This window comes from Leucobacter luti (assembly GCF_004217175.1).
Classification (GTDB): domain Bacteria; phylum Actinomycetota; class Actinomycetes; order Actinomycetales; family Microbacteriaceae; genus Leucobacter; species Leucobacter luti.
Map to the genome: position 1 here is coordinate 310703 of NZ_SHKI01000005.1, position 16248 is coordinate 326950.

The 16248-nt window shown below is 68.4% G+C and carries 15 protein-coding genes and 2 tRNA genes; 6 read left to right on the forward strand and 11 right to left on the reverse strand.

Going from position 1 to position 16248, the window contains the following annotated elements; genetic code table 11:
- Positions 1-24: 24 nt before the first annotated feature.
- A complete protein-coding gene (locus tag EV139_RS10470; RefSeq protein WP_130454278.1) occupies positions 25-1776 on the reverse strand; it encodes a glycerol-3-phosphate dehydrogenase/oxidase in 1752 nt (583 codons plus the stop codon).
- An 81-nt stretch (positions 1777-1857) separates the two neighbouring features.
- On the opposite strand from EV139_RS10470, the gene dinB reads away from it, so the two are divergent.
- Positions 1858-3072, forward strand: coding sequence for a DNA polymerase IV (dinB, locus tag EV139_RS10475; protein WP_130454279.1), 1215 nt, complete (start codon positions 1858-1860; stop codon positions 3070-3072).
- A gap of 90 nt (positions 3073-3162) precedes the next feature.
- Here dinB and EV139_RS10480 read toward each other — a convergent pair whose 3' ends face one another.
- The 3 genes from EV139_RS10480 to EV139_RS10490 are packed head-to-tail and all read right to left on the reverse strand — an operon-like array spanning position 3163 to position 4393.
- Positions 3163-3756: a DUF2017 family protein gene (locus EV139_RS10480; protein ID WP_130454280.1), complete on the reverse strand. Its 594-nt coding sequence runs from the start codon at positions 3754-3756 to the stop codon at positions 3163-3165.
- Positions 3753-4040 carry an ATP-dependent Clp protease adapter ClpS gene (gene clpS / locus EV139_RS10485; RefSeq protein ID WP_130454281.1) on the reverse strand — a complete coding sequence of 96 codons (288 nt, stop codon included), beginning with the start codon at positions 4038-4040 and terminating at the stop codon, positions 3753-3755. Before clpS ends, EV139_RS10480 begins: the two co-directional genes overlap by 4 nt.
- A gap of 5 nt (positions 4041-4045) precedes the next feature.
- On the reverse strand, positions 4046-4393 hold the full coding sequence (locus EV139_RS10490) for a metallopeptidase family protein (RefSeq protein WP_130454282.1): 348 nt from the start codon (positions 4391-4393) through the stop codon (positions 4046-4048).
- A gap of 151 nt (positions 4394-4544) precedes the next feature.
- On the opposite strand from EV139_RS10490, the gene EV139_RS10495 reads away from it, so the two are divergent.
- Positions 4545-4620 (forward strand) — tRNA-His (locus EV139_RS10495).
- 234 nt (positions 4621-4854) lie between these two features.
- Positions 4855-5502: a hypothetical protein gene (locus tag EV139_RS10500; protein ID WP_130454283.1), complete on the forward strand. Its 648-nt coding sequence runs from the start codon at positions 4855-4857 to the stop codon at positions 5500-5502.
- Between the two features lie 4 nt (positions 5503-5506).
- Here the strand turns inward: EV139_RS10500 and EV139_RS10505 are convergent, their stop codons facing one another.
- Positions 5507-6460 (reverse strand): ThiF family adenylyltransferase, encoded by a 954-nt coding sequence (locus tag EV139_RS10505; RefSeq protein WP_130454475.1) that lies wholly within the window; start codon positions 6458-6460, stop codon positions 5507-5509.
- Positions 6460-7230 carry a hypothetical protein gene (locus EV139_RS10510; RefSeq protein WP_130454284.1) on the reverse strand — a complete coding sequence of 257 codons (771 nt, stop codon included), beginning with the start codon at positions 7228-7230 and terminating at the stop codon, positions 6460-6462. The genes EV139_RS10505 and EV139_RS10510 overlap by 1 nt, the downstream gene beginning before the upstream one ends.
- A gap of 261 nt (positions 7231-7491) precedes the next feature.
- On the opposite strand from EV139_RS10510, the gene EV139_RS10515 reads away from it, so the two are divergent.
- The gene (locus EV139_RS10515; RefSeq protein ID WP_130454285.1) at positions 7492-8373 is read left to right on the forward strand and encodes a hypothetical protein; all 882 of its coding nucleotides are present in this window, start codon (positions 7492-7494) and stop codon (positions 8371-8373) included.
- A gap of 30 nt (positions 8374-8403) precedes the next feature.
- Here the strand turns inward: EV139_RS10515 and EV139_RS10520 are convergent, their stop codons facing one another.
- Both EV139_RS10520 and orn read right to left on the reverse strand, forming a co-directional pair.
- Complete coding sequence (locus EV139_RS10520; protein WP_130454286.1) at positions 8404-10743, reverse strand: putative bifunctional diguanylate cyclase/phosphodiesterase; 2340 nt, start codon at positions 10741-10743, stop codon at positions 8404-8406.
- Between the two features lie 140 nt (positions 10744-10883).
- Positions 10884-11534: an oligoribonuclease gene (orn, locus tag EV139_RS10525; RefSeq protein WP_130454287.1), complete on the reverse strand. Its 651-nt coding sequence runs from the start codon at positions 11532-11534 to the stop codon at positions 10884-10886.
- Between the two features lie 137 nt (positions 11535-11671).
- On the opposite strand from orn, the gene def reads away from it, so the two are divergent.
- Positions 11672-12235, forward strand: a complete 564-nt coding sequence (gene def / locus EV139_RS10530; protein WP_130454288.1) for a peptide deformylase — start codon at positions 11672-11674, stop codon at positions 12233-12235.
- Between the two features lie 14 nt (positions 12236-12249).
- Here def and EV139_RS10535 read toward each other — a convergent pair whose 3' ends face one another.
- The 3 genes from EV139_RS10535 to EV139_RS10545 all read right to left on the reverse strand — a co-directional run bounded on the left by EV139_RS10535 (position 12250) and on the right by EV139_RS10545 (position 15920).
- Positions 12250-13467: an MFS transporter gene (locus EV139_RS10535; protein ID WP_130454289.1), complete on the reverse strand. Its 1218-nt coding sequence runs from the start codon at positions 13465-13467 to the stop codon at positions 12250-12252.
- Positions 13468-13503: 36 nt separating this feature from the next.
- Entirely contained in the window at positions 13504-15216 is a 1713-nt protein-coding gene (locus tag EV139_RS10540; RefSeq protein WP_130454290.1) for an MDR family MFS transporter, read from the reverse strand.
- A 77-nt stretch (positions 15217-15293) separates the two neighbouring features.
- Positions 15294-15920, reverse strand: a complete 627-nt coding sequence (locus EV139_RS10545) for a TetR/AcrR family transcriptional regulator (RefSeq protein WP_130454291.1) — start codon at positions 15918-15920, stop codon at positions 15294-15296.
- Positions 15921-16029: 109 nt separating this feature from the next.
- Between EV139_RS10545 and EV139_RS10550 the strand changes: the two genes are divergently transcribed.
- Positions 16030-16102: transfer RNA gene (locus EV139_RS10550), tRNA-Arg, on the forward strand.
- The last annotated feature ends 146 nt before the right edge of the window (positions 16103-16248 follow it).

The following is a 16248-nucleotide window of genomic DNA, read 5'->3' on the forward strand; positions in this document are numbered from 1 at the left end:
GGTGGCGGACGCCGGGTGGCGACGCTAGTGCTGCGCGACGAGGCCGCGTGCTCCGAGCTCGACCCGGTGGGCGGTTCGGAGGAGCTCGGTGGTGCGCGCAACCTCCGCCTCCTGGGTGGCGGCGTCCCAGCCCAGCGCGGGGGCGATCGCGGCGGCCACCTCCCTGAGCGTGTCGGCCGTCATCCCGCCGACGAACGCGATCGAGGTGCGCCGCAGCAGGAGGTCGTCGAGGTGGACCACACCCTCGGCTCCGGCCAGGTGGGCGAGCTCCTCGGCCGAGTAGCCCGGCGCCGAGGCGAGCTCCTCGGGGGCGGCTGGGAGCGTCGCGAGCACCTCGGTGGCGCGGGTACCGTACCGGTCGAGCAGCCGGGAGACGAGCACCGGGTCGTGGCTGCCGCCGTGCTTGGCGATCCAGATCCGCCGCGAGGCGCGGTCCCTGGGGAAGCCCGCCCCGCCGCCGATCATGGTGGCGCGGGTGCTCACGGTACGCGTCGCGCCGAGCAGCTGCAGCGTCTCATCGCCCAGGTGCTCGGCGAGCGCGCGGAACGTGGTCCATTTGCCCCCCACGAGGCTGAGCGTGCGGACGCCCCCGAGCCAGCCGTGCTCGATCCGGTAGTCGCGCGACACGAAGCCCGGCGCGGTGTCGTCGTGCCGGGGCAGTGGTCGGATCCCGGAGAACGAGTACACGATCTGGTCGCGGCGCACCGTGACGCTCGGGAAGACGTGGGGGATGAGGTCGAAGAAGTAGTCAACCTCGGCGTCGGTGCAGACGCTCGGCTCGCCGGGGTCGGCGTCGATGTCGGTGGTGCCCACCATCACCCGGCCCTTGAGCGGGTAGATGAGCACGATCCGGCCGTCCGAGTGCTCGAAGAACATTTCGCGCCCGCCGGTCGCTGCGAGCAGCTCCGGGTGATCGAACACGATGTGCGAGCCCTTCGTGCCGCCCATGTAGTGGGTGGGCCGGCCGAGTGCCGCGTTGGTCTGGTCGGTCCACGGGCCGCTCGTGTTAATCACGACCCGCGCGGTGAGCGAGAACTCGTCCCCGGTGAGCTCGTCGCGCAGCTGCACGCCGCCGTCGGCGAAGCCGACCGCCGAGACATAGTTCGCCGCGCGCGCGGTTGCGGTCTCGGGCAGCGCGCCCGGTTGCTGCTGCCCGGCGGCGATCCCGTCGCCCAGCACGTCGAGCGCGAGCCGCTCGGGGTCGTGCATCGACGCGTCGAAGTACGTGGCGGTGTACTTGATCCGGGGGTTGAGCCGCGGCAGTGCCCGCAGCGACCGTTCTCTCCCGTGGAAGCGGTGCCGCGGGACGCGCCCGCCGCCGCGCGAGAACGTGTCGTAGATCACGAGCCCGATCTTGATCAGCAGGGCGCCCCGCTCGCGCGGCTTGCCGCGTCCGTGCGAGACGAGCAGTCTGAACGGGGCCGTGAGCACACCGGAGAACGTCTTGAAGATCGGAATCGTGGTCTCGAGCGGGGCGACGTAGTGTGGCGCGTTGCGCAGCAGCCGGTTGCGCTCCTGGACCGCCTCGCGCACGAGCCGCAGCTCGCCGTTTTCGAGGTACCTGACGCCGCCGTGGACCATGTGGCTCGAGGCGGAGGACGCGCCGGATACGAAGTCGCCGCGCTCGACGAGCATCACGTCGACGCCCTGGAGCGCGAGCTCACGGAACGTGGCGATGCCGTTGATGCCGCCGCCGACGATGATCACGTCCGCGGTTGGCCGGTCGCGCAGCCGCGCGACCGAGGGGCGAGGGGTGGGGGAGTCCTGCCGTGCCATGGGCCTGCTTTCGTGCCGGAGCCAGTGGTGTTCACGGCTAACGCTACAAGAAAGGTCGGTGGTCTGTGGTGCAATTGATGCATGAATGAGTCGCAGCGTTCGGTGGCCTCGATGCTGCACGTCGACATGGACTCGTTTTTCGTGTCGGTCGAGCTGCTCGACTACCCGGAGCTGCGCGGCAAGCCGGTGGTCTCCGCCCACGACACAACCCGCTCGGTGGTGTCGAGCGCGAGCTACGAGGCGCGTCGCTTTGGTGTGCGCTCTGCCATGCCGGTTGCTCGGGCGAAGCAGCTCTGCCCCGAGCTCGTGCTGATCCCGCCCTCGTTCGAGAAGTATCGCCGCGCGTCGAAGCAGGTGATGGCGATCTTCCACGAGTTCACTCCGCTGGTGGAGCCGCTCAGTATCGACGAGGCGTTCCTTGACGTGTCCGGATCGCTGAAGCTGTTTGGCACCCCGGCCGACATCGCGCGTGCGCTCCGGGAACGGATCCGCGAGCAGACGGGCCTCCCGGCGTCCGTGGGGCTCGCGGCGACCAAGTTCGTCGCGAAGCTCGCCTCGCAGCGCGCAAAGCCAGACGGCATTCTTGAGATCCCGCCGGCGCGCACCGTCGAGTTCCTGCACACGCTCCCGGTGGAGGCGATGTGGGGTGTGGGGCAGGCGACCGCGCGCACGCTGAAGTCGCGGGCGATCCACTCGGTGGCGGATCTCGCACGCGAGCCGCTGCCCGCGCTCACCCGCCTCGTGGGCACCTCGAGCGCGCAGCGGCTGCACGCGCTGGCGAACGGCCGCGATGCGCGCGCCGTTGAGACCACGCGGGTGGAGAAGAGCATCGGCCACGAGGAGACCTTCGCCCGCGACGTCGTGGACGGCGAGTTTCTTGAGCGTGAGCTGCTGCGCCTCGCCACGCGCACGGGGGAGCGGCTCCGCGACGCGGGCCTCGAGGCGCGCACCGTGGCGATCAAGGTGCGCTGGGAGAGCTTTGAGACGGTCTCGCGGTCGCGCACCCTCTCAGAGGCGACGAACGCCACGCAGCGGATCTACCAGACCGCGCGCGAGCTGCTCGGTGGCCTCGGCACGGGACGCCCAGTGCGGCTCATCGGGGTGCGCGCCGAGCAGCTCGCGCCGGCCGGGAGCGACCCGGCGGCGCTGTGGAGCGACGACGAAGACTGGCGGGCCGTCGACCAGGCCGTCGACGAGGTGCGCGGCAGATTCGGCGCCGCCGGGGTCACCTCGGCCAGCCTGCTCACGGGGCGGGGCGAAGTGGTCGACCCCCGATCGCTGCAGCCGCCCGCCTAGCGGGCGTCGTGCTCAGCGGCGGCCGCTCAGTCGCTCGGCGAGGAGCCGTCGTCGTCGCTCAGTCGCCCGGCGAGGAGCCGTCGTCGTCGCTCAGCCGGCGTCGCTCGCGGCGTCCTCGTCGGTCGCGGCCATGATCGTGAGCACCGACTCGATGATTGCGGCGAGCCAGTCGAACACGAGCACCGTGCCCCGGGTGTCGTCGCCGTCGAGGAGCTGTTCGCGATCCTCGGTGGTGTCGAGCCCGATGCGCGCGGCGATTGCCAGCCGCAGAGCGGTGAGGGTGCGCACCCAGGCGGGGAGCGTGACCGGTGAGATCTTGATCACAATCGGCTCGGACGGTTCTGCTGGTCCGGCCGGTGGGTCGCCGAGACCCAGCGCGGAGGTGACCACCGCCGCGTCCTGGAGCTTGCGGTTGAGGAGACCCTGCTCGGTGACCTGCCGAAATGACGAGGCCTCGCCGTCCTCCGGGTAGGCGTCCGGGAACAGGCGCGCAAGCGCCGGATCCTCGGGCAGCTCGTCCGAGCCGCCCACCTCCAGGCTCGCGAACAGCGGGTCAGGGTCAAGTGCGGTGCCGCTGTGGCTCTGGAGCAACTGCGTGAGCTGCGTGACGAGCTGGTCCAGCATCGCTGCCTCGTCGTACTCGAACGTGACTTTCAGCCCATCGGGCGTCGGCATCAGCTTCATGCGGCTCCAGCCTCGCGAACGGTGGCCCACAGGCCGTAGCCGTGCATCGCCTCGACGTGCATCTCCATCGCCTCCCGGCTCCCCTCAGCAACGACCGCGCTGCCGCTGTGGTGCACGCGCAGCATCAGCTCTTCCGCGTGGCCGCGCTCAAAGCCGAAGTGGGTCTGGAACACGTACGCGACGTACGACATGAGGTTGACCGGATCGTCCCACACCACCGCTTGCCAGCCGTGGTCGGGCAGCAGCTGGGCGTCTGCAACGCGACTGACCTCGGTCTCGGTCATTCCCATCACCCCCACCCGAGCTCGTGGATGCGTTCTTCGGTGAGCCCGTAGAAGTGGGCGATCTCGTGCACGAGCGTCACGCGGATCTCGTGCACGAGCTCGTCGTGGTCGGCGCAGTGCTCCAGGAGATTCTCCCGGAAGAGGATGATGCGGTCTGGCTCTTCGCCATAGCCGTAGACGTTGCGCTCGGCGAGGGAGAAGCCCTCGTAGACGCCGAGAATATCGCTGCCGTCCTGCGGTCGGTCCTCGACGAGGAAGATGACGTTGTCGAGTTGAGACATCATGTCGTCGTGCAGCGAATCGAGGCCGTCGGATACGAGGGCCTCGAACTCTTCAAGGGGGATGACGAGCATGCTTTCACCCTACACAGAAGCGGCGAACGGCGGGTGAGAGACCGAGATTCTGCGCGGCGCACCCGGGGCGACGCGCCGGTTCGCGAGAGGCCCCCGATATGGGTTATGATCGTTGAGTTGCCTCGTTCGCCCCGGTGAATGCGGTCGCATGGTGGCTATAGCTCAGTCGGTAGAGCACCGGCTTGTGGTGCCGGTGGTCGCGGGTTCAAGTCCCGTTAGCCACCCCAAGTAGTGAGGCTCACACCCTCCCAAGACGATTCGGTCTTGTGAGAGTGTGAGCCTCACTTTTTTCGTTTCCACGCATGGTGCGCCCGCGCCGCGACCACGGCCGCGCGGCATTGCGCGCTCGCTCGCGCGCGATGCGGTGCCGCGCCGCGGGCCGTGCGAGCGCGGTATTCAGCACGTGCCGCCAGCCCAAGTAGTCTGGGGGACACCTCTCGAAGACTGAAAGCGGGGAGCACGTGACTGTCGAATGGCCTGGCGTCGTTGATTCGGGGTCCCTCACCGAGAACCACGTGGCGAGCGTCACTCTGCTCGCCGACGCGGCCAGGGCTGGCAGGTGGGATGACGTGTTTGGGCTCCTCGACGCGAATGAGCGGTTGAGCGCGAATCAGTGGCGGATCGGTGGGCGATCACTGTTTGCGCCGCTCCACCAGGCGGCCTGGCTCGGGGCGCCGGTGGACGTGGTGGCGGAACTCATCCGCCGCGGCGGATGGCGTTCGCTGCGCACTGCAGAGGGTGACCGGCCGATCGACCTGTCCCGGCAGCGCGGCCACGGGCACCTGACAGAAGTACTCGCCGTGCGCGTGCCCCACGAGCAGGAGCAGCAGCGGTTTGCTGCGTGGGACCGGCACCTTGCGGAACTGATCTCGGCGCGCACCGAGCGCGTGGGGCACGTGAGCGTCCGTCCGGTTCCCACTGAACTCATCGCGTTGGAGCCACTCGAAGACCTCTACTTTGGGTATCCAGGCATGTACGGAGGGTTTTCCATGTCCATCTTCAAGGACCGACTCTTCGTCGAAAGCTCAAGCCGAGTCGTCGGCGGCTCCGGTCAGGCACACGTGATCACCGAGGGGAGCTGCGTGCTGGTGGAGGAAGGTTTCGATTAGGTCGCTACGCCTCGACCCGCCCGGCCGCGCGGCGCGCGATGTCGGCTGGCGTGTAGCTGCCGAGCGGGTTGAGCCCCAGCTTCTGTCGTCCGGCCGCGAGTAGGAGTCCCCGCAGGTGCGCGAGCTTCCCGGCGCGCACCACGCGCGTGCGCAGCGAGTACGCGTCGGTGTAGGCGACTCGCGGCGCCCACACGGGCGTGCGGCGGCGGTTTGCCACACCGGCGGTGAGGTGCAGGAACGCCTGCGCGCTGCCGATGGCCGAGGCCACGTCGACGCCGATCGAGATTGACGGGAGCGACGCGGGCGGCGTGTCCACCGTGCCCTGCACCGCTTGCAGCGAGCGCAGATCGGTGTACCCCGGCACGTAGGGCAGGCAGCGGGAGAAGTCCACGCCGGCCGCGGCGATCTCGTCGAGCGACATCGTCGCGCTGAAGCCCATGAACCGCTCGAAGGTCCAGGGGGAGTCGGGCGCGAACGAGGTGACCTGCGCCGCGAAGCCGACGTTCATGACGAGGAGGTCAGGGATCCCCTGCGCTCGCGCCTGCCGGGCGATGAGCGAGCCGATTTCGGGCTTGGTGAGCTCTGACTCGTCGAGCACGAGCGAGGCACCCCGCATGAACGCCTCGATGTTGTCGGGGGTGACCCCGTCGAGGAACACGTCGATCTCAGCGTCCGGGTTGATATCGAGCACCCGGTCACGGAACACGTCCGCCTTGCGCCGATTGAACGACGAGACGGTGGCGCCCTCAACGCGGTTGACGTTCTCGGGTTCGAAGACCTCCGGGTCAGCGATGCTGAAGCGCGCCACTCCCATCCGCGCCAGCTTGAGGCCCAGCTGGAAGCCGTCTCCGCCGACCCCGGCGATCGCGACGCGCGCGGCCATGAGCGCGCGCTGCTCGTCCTCGTTCCAGAAGCCGAAGTTGCGTGAGTACTCGGGGGCGGAGACGCTGCCGCGCATCACGCTGCCTGCTCCGCTCGGGGGCCGCGCGCCGCGCGCCCCACGAACGTGAGTCCGGGCTCGGCCGCGCGGTAGCGGTCGATGAAGCCGTCGTTGTGCGCGTTTGCAAGCAGCGCCGAAGCGGGGATATCGATCTCGATCGGCAGGTTGTAGTCGAGGTAGTGCTCCACGTACCGCGGCTCACCGATGCGGGTGATGGAGATGATGCTCTTGAGGTGGCGCTCGAACCAGGGCTCGATGATCGCGAAGGTGCGCTCGAGTTCGTGGTTGGCGATGTAGGCGAGCATGAGCGTGAAGAGGTGCCACTGCACCACGTTTTGCACGAGCGCGGTCTCGTGCCGCGCGATGACGCGGGACACCTCAACGCTGCGCGGACTGAGCTCGCCGGTCGCGAACGAGTCTGGACAGAACTCCTCGACGGGGAGCGGCGCGTCGGTGCCGCGCAGGATCAGGCGCGCAACGCCGAGGACGCGCAGGCCGGCCGGGTGATTCTCGAACACCGCGAAGGTTGCGGATCGCGCGTCGTCCGGGTCGCGGTCGGTGCCGTCGTCCTGGAGCTCGCTCGCATCGAGCTGACCGGTCTGGTCGACGTAGACCCTCCGGCGGAGCTCGAAGTGGCTCGCGTACTCGGATTCGAGCCCCGGAAGCGGGACGTCGTTCACGGCGATGAGCCCGCACGCGAGCCTCGCTGTCGGATGCTCATCGAACACGTGCGAATTGAGCGTCGGAATCACGTCGTGATTCGTGACGGTGCGGTCAATATTGGACAACTGTGGAGCCCCCCCCAGGTACAGCACGGCGTCACTCGCCACGGACATTGCTGCCGTTCCCCCACGGCACAGCCGGGTGACACTCGTGCGGTGAACTATTCTGCCGCATAACTGCGCTCGACACACCGTTTTGGGTGCGGCGAGCCGCAGAACGGGCGGCGGTGCAAGCGTGGGCCGGATCCGACGGCGAAAACGACGCTGTTGTGCGGCATTTCGGGTTGGTAGGATGTATTAATTAGGCTGTCGCGATCAGGGGGAGCTATGCCGGGAGAAATGTGGGATCGGGTGAGCGGACAGGGGAGTCATCCTGGGCTCGAGGACGTGCGTGCGAGGCTGCTGCAGCGCGGCACCCAGCACGTCGAAGCCGTGGGGCTCTCGCTCGGGATCAACGCGGCGCTCGTCGAGCAGTTGGCCCGTGAGGCCGGAGTCACCACTCGGCAGTTTGCCCAGGTGTGGGCGTCGGCCGAGGCGTTTCTCGCCGATCTGTTCTGCGAGCTTGCGAACCAGGCGCGGATCGATCGCGCGGACACGCAGACCCTCCTGACCACCTGGCAGTACCTCGGCATGCGCGTCGACGATCTGCACTCGCCGAAGGGCCGCCGCGGCGTGCTGATCGACGTGATTCGCACCGCCGCGGAGTACAACTTCGACGTGGTGACGGCGTCGAGCAAGTGGCGCACCTACGCGGCGCTCTCGACCACGATCCTGTCGTGGCCGGAGGGCGAGGCGAGGGACCGGGTGCTCGAGGCGCTGCGGGCCAGCGAGCTCTCGTTCGTGGAGACGATGGAGAGCTTCTACCGCAACGTGCTTCCCACGGTTGGCTACCGCCTCAAACCCGTGTTCCACAACGACTACCAGCCGTTCGTGATCGCCGCAGCGTCGGTGATCGAGGGCCTCGGAATCGTGCGGGCGACGGTTCCCGCACTGGTGGAGGCCCACTTCGAGTTCCCGGCCGATGACGGCGAGCACTCCGGCGGCGACGCTACCGCAGAGGCGGGGGCCGCAACCGAGACCTGGTCGGTCGCCGCGCTGTCCTTTATCGGCGTGGTCGACGCGTTCATCGAGCCGGACCCGGAGTTCGTTCCCGAGGACGCGATTGCGCGCCTGGTCGGTGGGGTCGACGTGACCCCGCAGGCGCTCTAGCGCCCTGCCACGCGCCGGCCGGGCCCCCTGCTACGCGCCGCTGCCGGCCCGCGGCCCGGCCATGGAGCGGGTGCCCCAGCGGCGAAGCCGGTCGATGGTTTGGCCGTACCCGAGCGGGCGGCCGAAGAAGTAGCCCTGTGCGCTGCGCACCCCGAGCGAGGACAGCACCTCCGCCGCGTCGAGCGACTCGATGCCCTCAACCACCACCGTGTAGTCGAGGTTGTCGCCGAACACCTGCAGGGACTTGACGACCTCGCGCTGGCGCACGTCGTCGAGGTTGCTGATGATGCTCTTATCGATCTTGAGGATGTTCATCGGGAATCTCACGAGCGCGCCGACGGACGAGTCATCGGAGCCGTAGTCGTCGAGGGCGATCAGCACGCCGGCGCGCTGCAGCGACTCGGCGTCGCGGCGCAGCTCGTCCGTGACCTCGCGGAGGGATCGCTCGTTGAGCTCGACGCAGAGCTTCAGATCTGGATGCGCCCGCGCCGCTTCGCGGATGAACGGCCCCAGCTCGGCGTCGCTGATCTGGCCCACTTCGAGGTTGACCGTGATGCACGTGATGCTCGGTTCGAGCCGATTGAACTCGGAGGCCGCGCGCAGGGCCTTCGTGATGACCTGCTGCGTCAGCTCGTTCATGAGGCCCAGGCTCTTCGCCCGCGCCACCAGCGACGGCGGGGTGATCGGGCCGAGCTCGGGGTCAACGTAGCGGATGAGTGCCTCGAAGGCCCAAATCTTGCCGTCGTCGAGACCCACAATCGGTTGGAACGCGAGGACGAGCCGGTCGTCGCGGATCGCGCGCGCCACAATGTCGTTGGTGCGGGTGGAGCGGTGCGTGGACACACTGACGCTGCTGTGCTCGGCGGCGGAGCCGAGGTGGCGCGACCGCTTGACCTGCAGCATGGTGCGGTCCGCGTCTTCGACGAGGGTCTGCGCGTCGATCTCCCGGTGGTGCGAAAACGCGAGCCCCGCGCTCACGAGCGGACGCATGTCGTGTCCGTCGAGGGTGAGTCGGTCGCTGACCGCCGCGATAATGCGGTCGGCGGTCTCGCGGGCCTGCTCAAGCGTGACAAGCCCCGTGAGGATCACCACGAACTCGTCGCCACCCACCCGGGAAACGAAATCGCCGCCCCCGGCTGCGTGCTGGAGCCGCTCCGCGACGACCTTGAGGAGTTCGTCACCCGCGCGGTGCCCAAAATTGTCGTTGAGCTTCTTGAAGTTGTCGAGGTCGATGAAGAGGAGCGCGATGCCCTCGTGGTATGGCCGGTGCTCGTTTGCCGCCACGAGCGCCTGCTGGAACGCGCCGTAGTTGGGGAGGCCGGTGAGGGGATCGGTGCTTGCGCGACGCTCAAGCGCATCGACCTCGCTCTGCACCCGCGCCGCCTCGCTCGCCACGTGCGCGAGGGTCGAAATCGCCCGCTTATCCTCGCGCGTGAACGACGTGCCGCCGGCCTTGTGGGTGGCGATCAGGTACTGCGGCTCGGCTGCCGGGTCGAACTTTACCGGCGCCCCGATCTCCTGCCGTTCCGGGGGTGTCGCGCGCACCTCGACGTTTGCGGCGCGGAGGATCGTGCGGGTGCGACACTGGAGTGCGGCGATAAACTCGGCGCCCGTCTCACGCGGCAGCTCAACGGCCGCGGACAGCATGGCGCGCAACCGCTGCTCGAGCTCGGTGGCGCGCGAGCGTTGGGCGAGCGCGTAAAACAGCGCCGCTGCGAGCAGCACCACAAATGGCGCGCGGCGCACCTCGGGATCGAACTCAAGCCAGGGGATGATTGCGGCGTCGACGTAGTTCATGAGCGTCGCGACCGCGGCCACTCCGAGGACCACGAGGGAGAGCTTGCGCGGGCTGATGATTGAGAAACCGAGCGCCGTGTCGAACGCGGGGCTCAGCCGCCAGCGCACGAGCTCGCCGGTCAGGAAGACCGCGTAGTAGGCGGCGGTCGCGGCCAGGTATGCGAGCGGGAGCCACACCCCCGAAGACGTGAGGGAATCGGAGACGGCCACGAAACCAAACGCGGCGACCGCGCAGAGTCCCGCGAGGTACAGCGAGCGGAGGGTGTCACTGCTGCCGATGAGCTGCGAGAGCAGGATCCCGATCGCCCAGACGCCCACGCCCGTGTACGGGGAGCTGCTGATCGGCTCGATCGCGAGCATGGTGATGGTGACCCCAACCACCGGGAAGCCGGGCGCCGTGCCGACGCCCACGCGGAATGAACCGCAAATGAGCACCCCGATGATCACGGTGAGCACGAGGGTCCATGACTCGGGAGCGGACCAGATCAGGCGGCCGACGCCAAAGGCGACGGTGCCGATGGCGATCAGCGCGAACGGTGCCGCAAAAGCTGTGTCTCGAGTCGTCGCATTCATGCGTCTGAACACGGCCCCTTTCCCCCAAATCGCGGTGCCATACCGCGACGGCCGCAGACGCGAAGTGCAGCTGCTCAGCGGTGTTTATTATGGCACGACTGGGGGGCTAAAACCGGTCGTCACACCGCGCGTCCCACGCCTTACTCTGACTCAGGTTCGGCGGGGCCGCTGAGGAGCGTGGCGAACCGCTCCGTCGCCGACTGTGCGATCGCCTTCGACGCCGCCTTGTCCGGGCCGGGCTGCGCGATCATCACGGCGTCGCGGAAGTACGCGAGTTCCTGGATCGACTCGGCGATGTCGGCGAGGGCGCGGTGCCCACCGTGCTTCGCCGGGGCGCCGAAGTAGGCGGCCGGGTACCAGCGCCGGCTGAGCTCCTTGATCGTTGACACGTCGACGCTGCGGTAGTGGAGCGTCTCCTCAAGGTTGGGCAGGTACTTTGAAATGAACCTGCGGTCCATGCCGATGGTGTTCCCCGCCACCAGCGGGCGCCGGCCCGCGGTGACGAACCGCTTGAGATAGGCCATGACCTGCTCCTCGGCCTCGGCGAGCGTGGCGCCCGACTCGATGCGGGGGAGAAGCCCCGAGGTCTCGTGCATGTTGCGCACGAAATCGTTCATGTTGGCCAGCGCGTCGGGACCCGGGTTGATCACGATGTCGAAGCCGTCATCGAGCGGCGTGAGATCGAAGTCGGTCACGATCACGGCGATCTCGCACAGGCCGTCGCGGTCCACGTCGAGTCCCGTCATCTCGCAGTCGATCCAAACAATCTGCTCGGCGGGTGCACTCGGCATGGTGATTCCTCTCGCGGCGTTCGATACTCTGCCGCGTGTGGCCCGCAGCACTCTGCTGCGAGTAACCCGCAGCCAAGCAAGTCTATCGCCCGCCCCTGCGGCGGGGCCGGGGTCCGAGACGCCCTAAGCTGGGAGTCATGGCTGTTCTCCCTATTGTGATCTCCGGTGAGCCGGTACTGCACCGCCCGGCCGCGCCCGTCACCGAGTTCGACGCGACGCTTCGCACGCTCGTTGACGACATGTTCGAGACGACGGTGGCCGCACCGGGGGTGGGGCTCGCAGCGCCGCAGGTCGGGGTGGGGCTCCAGGTGTTTGTGTGGCTGTACGAGGACCAGGACGAGGCAGCCCCGCAGGGTGTCGCGATCAATCCGACGCTCTGGATCTCGCCGCCCGAGCCCGGGCTCCCCGGCGACGAGGAGATCGAGGGGTGCCTGTCGTTTCCCGGCGAGCGATTCGCGCTGCGACGCTCGGAGCGCGCACTGCTCCGCGCGCAGGACATCGATGGCAAGCCGTTTGAAGTGGAGGCCAGCGGCTGGTTCGCCCGAATCCTGCAGCACGAGTACGACCACCTGAGCGGTCTGCTCTACGTGGATCGCCTCGTGCACCCGGAAAGCCGGGGCGCGCAGAAGGCTGAGCGCAAGAACGGGTGGGGGCGGCCGGGCCTGAGCTGGGTGCCGGGCGTCGACGACCTCGAAGGATAGGCGCCGCCGCGCGGCTATCGGTTCTCGGTGTGGCCCGGGTCGCGGCCGAGCTGCCGCGAGTCGGGGACGAGCGTCCAAGCGATACCTGCCACGGCGATCAGCGCCGCGGTGACCGCGAACGCCCACCCAAAGCCCGCGGCGTCCACGATCGCACCGGCGATCAACGGGCCGAGCACGCCGCCGAGGTCGCTCATCATCGAGTAGGCGGCGACGACGTTGCCGCCTCTGCGGCGCGCGAGCACATCGGCGAGTACGGCCTGCTGCCCGGGGTTCACGAGTGCTGAACCGGCGCCCGCGGCGAACATCACGCCCGCGGCCACCCACAGGGTGGGGGACGCGGGGAATGCCGCGTAGGTGACCGCGAGGATGGCGGAGCCGATGACCAGCATCGGTTTGCGGCCGAGCGTGTCGTTCCAGCGGCCGGAGGGGAAGATGAGGATCGCGTTGCCGGCGGCGTAGGCGGCGAGGATCCAGGCGGCGGTGGCGGCGTCGCCGTTGAACGCGACGGCGACAAAAATCGGGATGATCGAGACGCGCACGCCGAACGATGCCCAGCCAAACGAGAACACCGACAGCAGGAGCGTGCGATACTGCGGCACCCGGAGCGCTGCCGCGAGCGAGACGCGCTCGTCGTCGTCGCCGTCCCCGTTTGGGTGGCCGGCCGCGCGTGAGCGGCGCAGGGCGATCGCCACGACCGCTGCCGCCGCGAGCAGCGTGAAGAAGTAGAACACGAACGGCGCTCGAATACCGAGGCCTGCGACAATGCCGCCGAATACCGGGCCGAGCAGGCCGCCGAGCAGGAACCCCGCGGCGTTGAGGCTGGCGACGCGGCCGCGAGCCTCGGGCGGGCTCACCTTGATGAGGAGCGCCGTCGCGGCGACCGTAAACATTGCCGACCCGATACCGCCCACGCCACGGAGCACCACGAACTGTGCGTAGTTTGCGGCGATCGCCGCGGCGCCGGTCGAGCCCGCAACGATCAGGATCCCGATCGTGTAGGTGCGACGTTCCCCGATCCGGCCCACCACCCAGCCAGCGAGCGGGGCAGAGACGAGCCGCATGAGCGCGAAGGCGCTGACGATCGCGGATGCCGCGAACGCAGTGACGCCGAACTCGAGCGCAAACTGGGGGATCGCGGGGGCGACCACACCGTATCCGAGCGCCACGGTGAACCCGCCAGCAACGAGGGCCCACACCTCGAACGGAAGCCGGGGTTTCGAAGCGTCGCTCACCCGTCGATCCTACCGGCGACGGGTGAGCGAGCGCGGCTACGGTTCTCTCGTGGCTGAACCCGCGGCGTCGCCGGTCGGCGTCGCGTCCGCGTCGGCGGACCCCGCGGCTGACCGGTGCGCCGGCGCCGCGCTACCGGCCCCGTCGTTCCCGGCCCCGCCGCGCGCGGCTGACTCGAGCGCCTCGGCCTCGTCCCCGGCGATCGCTTCACCGCGCGCGACCATGCCCGACTGGTCGGACAGGGGGATATGCTTGAGGAAGAGCGCGAGCAGGAACGCGAGCAGGATGAACGGGATGAGGTACCAGAACACCGGCGCGAGCGAGTCTGCGTACGCGTTGACCACGCCCTCCCGAATCGCGTCGGGCATCTCCGCGAGCTTCTGCGGGTCGATGGTCGACACCGCGGCGTCGGCGTTGGGCATGCCCGCGAATACCTCGGTGAGGCTATCACTCAGGCGGGTGGTGAACATGGCCCCGAAGATCGCGACGCCGAGGGACGCACCAACCTCGCGGAAGTAGTTGTTCGTGCTGGTCGCGGTGCCCACCACGTCGGCTCCCACGGCGTTCTGCACCACGAGGACGACCACCTGCATGATGAGGCCGAGGCCGGCGCCGAAGAAGAACAGGTAGACGCAGATCAGCCAGATGGGTGTCGCCGCCGTGAGCGTCGTCATCGCGGTCATCGCCGCGGCCGTGATCAGGGTGCCGACGATCGGGTACGCCTTGTACTTCTGGCGCTTGGTGATCATGATGCCGGACCAGATCGAGGTGCCCATCATGCCGACCATCATGGGGAGCATGAGGAGCCCCGATGCCGCGGCCGAGGTGCCCGACGACATTTGTAGGAACGTGGGCACGAAGGCGATCGCGGAGAACATGCCGAGGCCGAGCGTGAATCCGATCGCGGTGGCGTTCACGAAAATCGGGTTCTTGAAGAGCCCGAGCGGGATGATCGGATCCTCTGCGCGGGACTCCACGAGCACGAATGCGAGCGCGGCGAGCACGAGGCCGGCGCCCCACAGCCAGGTCTCCGGAGCGGCCCAGCCGTGCTCCTTGCCGCCGCCAAAATCGGTGAAGAAGATCAGGCAGGTTGTGGCGATCGAGAGGAGGACCACGCCGAGCACGTCGATTTTCTTGGTGACCTTCTTGCTCGGCAGGGTGAGCGCGAACCAGGCGATGAGGAACGCGGCGATGCCGACGGGGATGTTGATGTAGAACGCCCACTGCCAGGTGAGGTGGTCCACAAAGTAGCCGCCGAGGAGCGGGCCGGCGACCGCCGAGATCCCGAAGATCGCGCCGAGCGGTCCCATGTACTTGCCGCGCTCGGATGCAGGCACGATGTCGGCGATGATTGCCTGCGAGAGGATCATGAGGCCGCCGCCACCCAGGCCCTGCATAGCGCGGAAGACCACGAACCAGGTGAAGTCTGGCGCGAACGCGGCACCCACGGAGGCGAGCGTGAAGAGCGCGATCGCGATCAAGAACAGTGTGCGCCGTCCCATCACGTCACCGAACTTGCCGTAGATCGGCATCACGATGGTGGTGGCGAGGAGGTACGCCGTGGTGATCCACGCCTGGTGCTCAACGCCGCCGAGCTGGCCGACGATGGTCGGCATGGCGGTCGACACGATGGTCTGGTCGAGGCTTGAAAGCATCATGCCGGCGATGAGCGCGGAGAAGATGATCCAGATCCTGCGCTGGGTGAGCAGCAGCGGTGCTGCTGGTGCGCCGGGGGTGGCGACTGCTGTCATGTCGGAGGGCCCTTCGGAAAGATCTTGGTGGCGTGGAAAGGTACGTGTGAGTGTGAGCGTGAATGGTCGCGGTCGGACTAGGCGGTCTCGCAGGTGAAGAGGGCGCGGGTCTGGGCGAGCGCCGCGCGGAGGCGCGGGCCGATGCTGCCCGTGCTCCCGCTGGCGAAGAACTCGTGCACCGAGGCGTGCAGCATCGCTCCCAGCACCTGCAGTGCGAGCGCCGCCCGCGGGTCTCCGGCGGGGAGGCCCTCGCGCTGCTCGATCATGCCCACGAATCGGCGGTTGAGCTCTTCGGAGTCGGTGAGAAACTTCTCCATGAACGCGGGCTCTCGGGCGATGATCTCGTTCACGTGGGTGATGGTGCCCGCGATGTCGAAGACCTCGTCGAGCGCGTCCACCGCGATCTCCACCATGTCTTCGAGCAGTGTGGGGCTGATCCGCCCGTCCGCAACGCCCGCGGCCATGAACCGCGCCATCGCGGGGCTCTCGAGGATATCCGGCGGCGAGCCAATCACCGCCGCTTCCTTCGAGGGGAAGTAGTTGAAAAAGGTGCGACGGGAGATCCCGGCGGGCTCGCAGACCTCCTCGATCGTGAAGCCCGAGAGGCCGTGAGCCGCCGTGAGTTTCCGGGCGTGCTCGGTAATTGCGATCCGGGTACGCCGCATCTTCGCAGCGCGTCCGGACATGTCTGCACTTTCGGTCATGAAGTGCAATTATGCACGATTCGCCTGAGAGTGCAAAATGGTATCGACCGAGGCCCCGGGGGTGCGCGCTGCGCGAGTTTCGCGGACCTCAGTGTACGCTCGTAAGGTCGCCTCCGTAGCTCAGTGGATAGAGCAACAGCCTTCTAATCTGTCGGTCGCTGGTTCGAGTCCAGCCGGGGGCACTTTTTGTCTCGCTTGCGCGTCGGCCCGAGTGCGCCCGAACCGCGGCTACGCGCCGACCCGGCCATGCCGGGCCCCCGGCTGCGCGGCGGCCAGGCGAGCCCGAGTCGCCGGGGTCAGGCAGCTCCGAGCGGACCTGGTCTGGCGA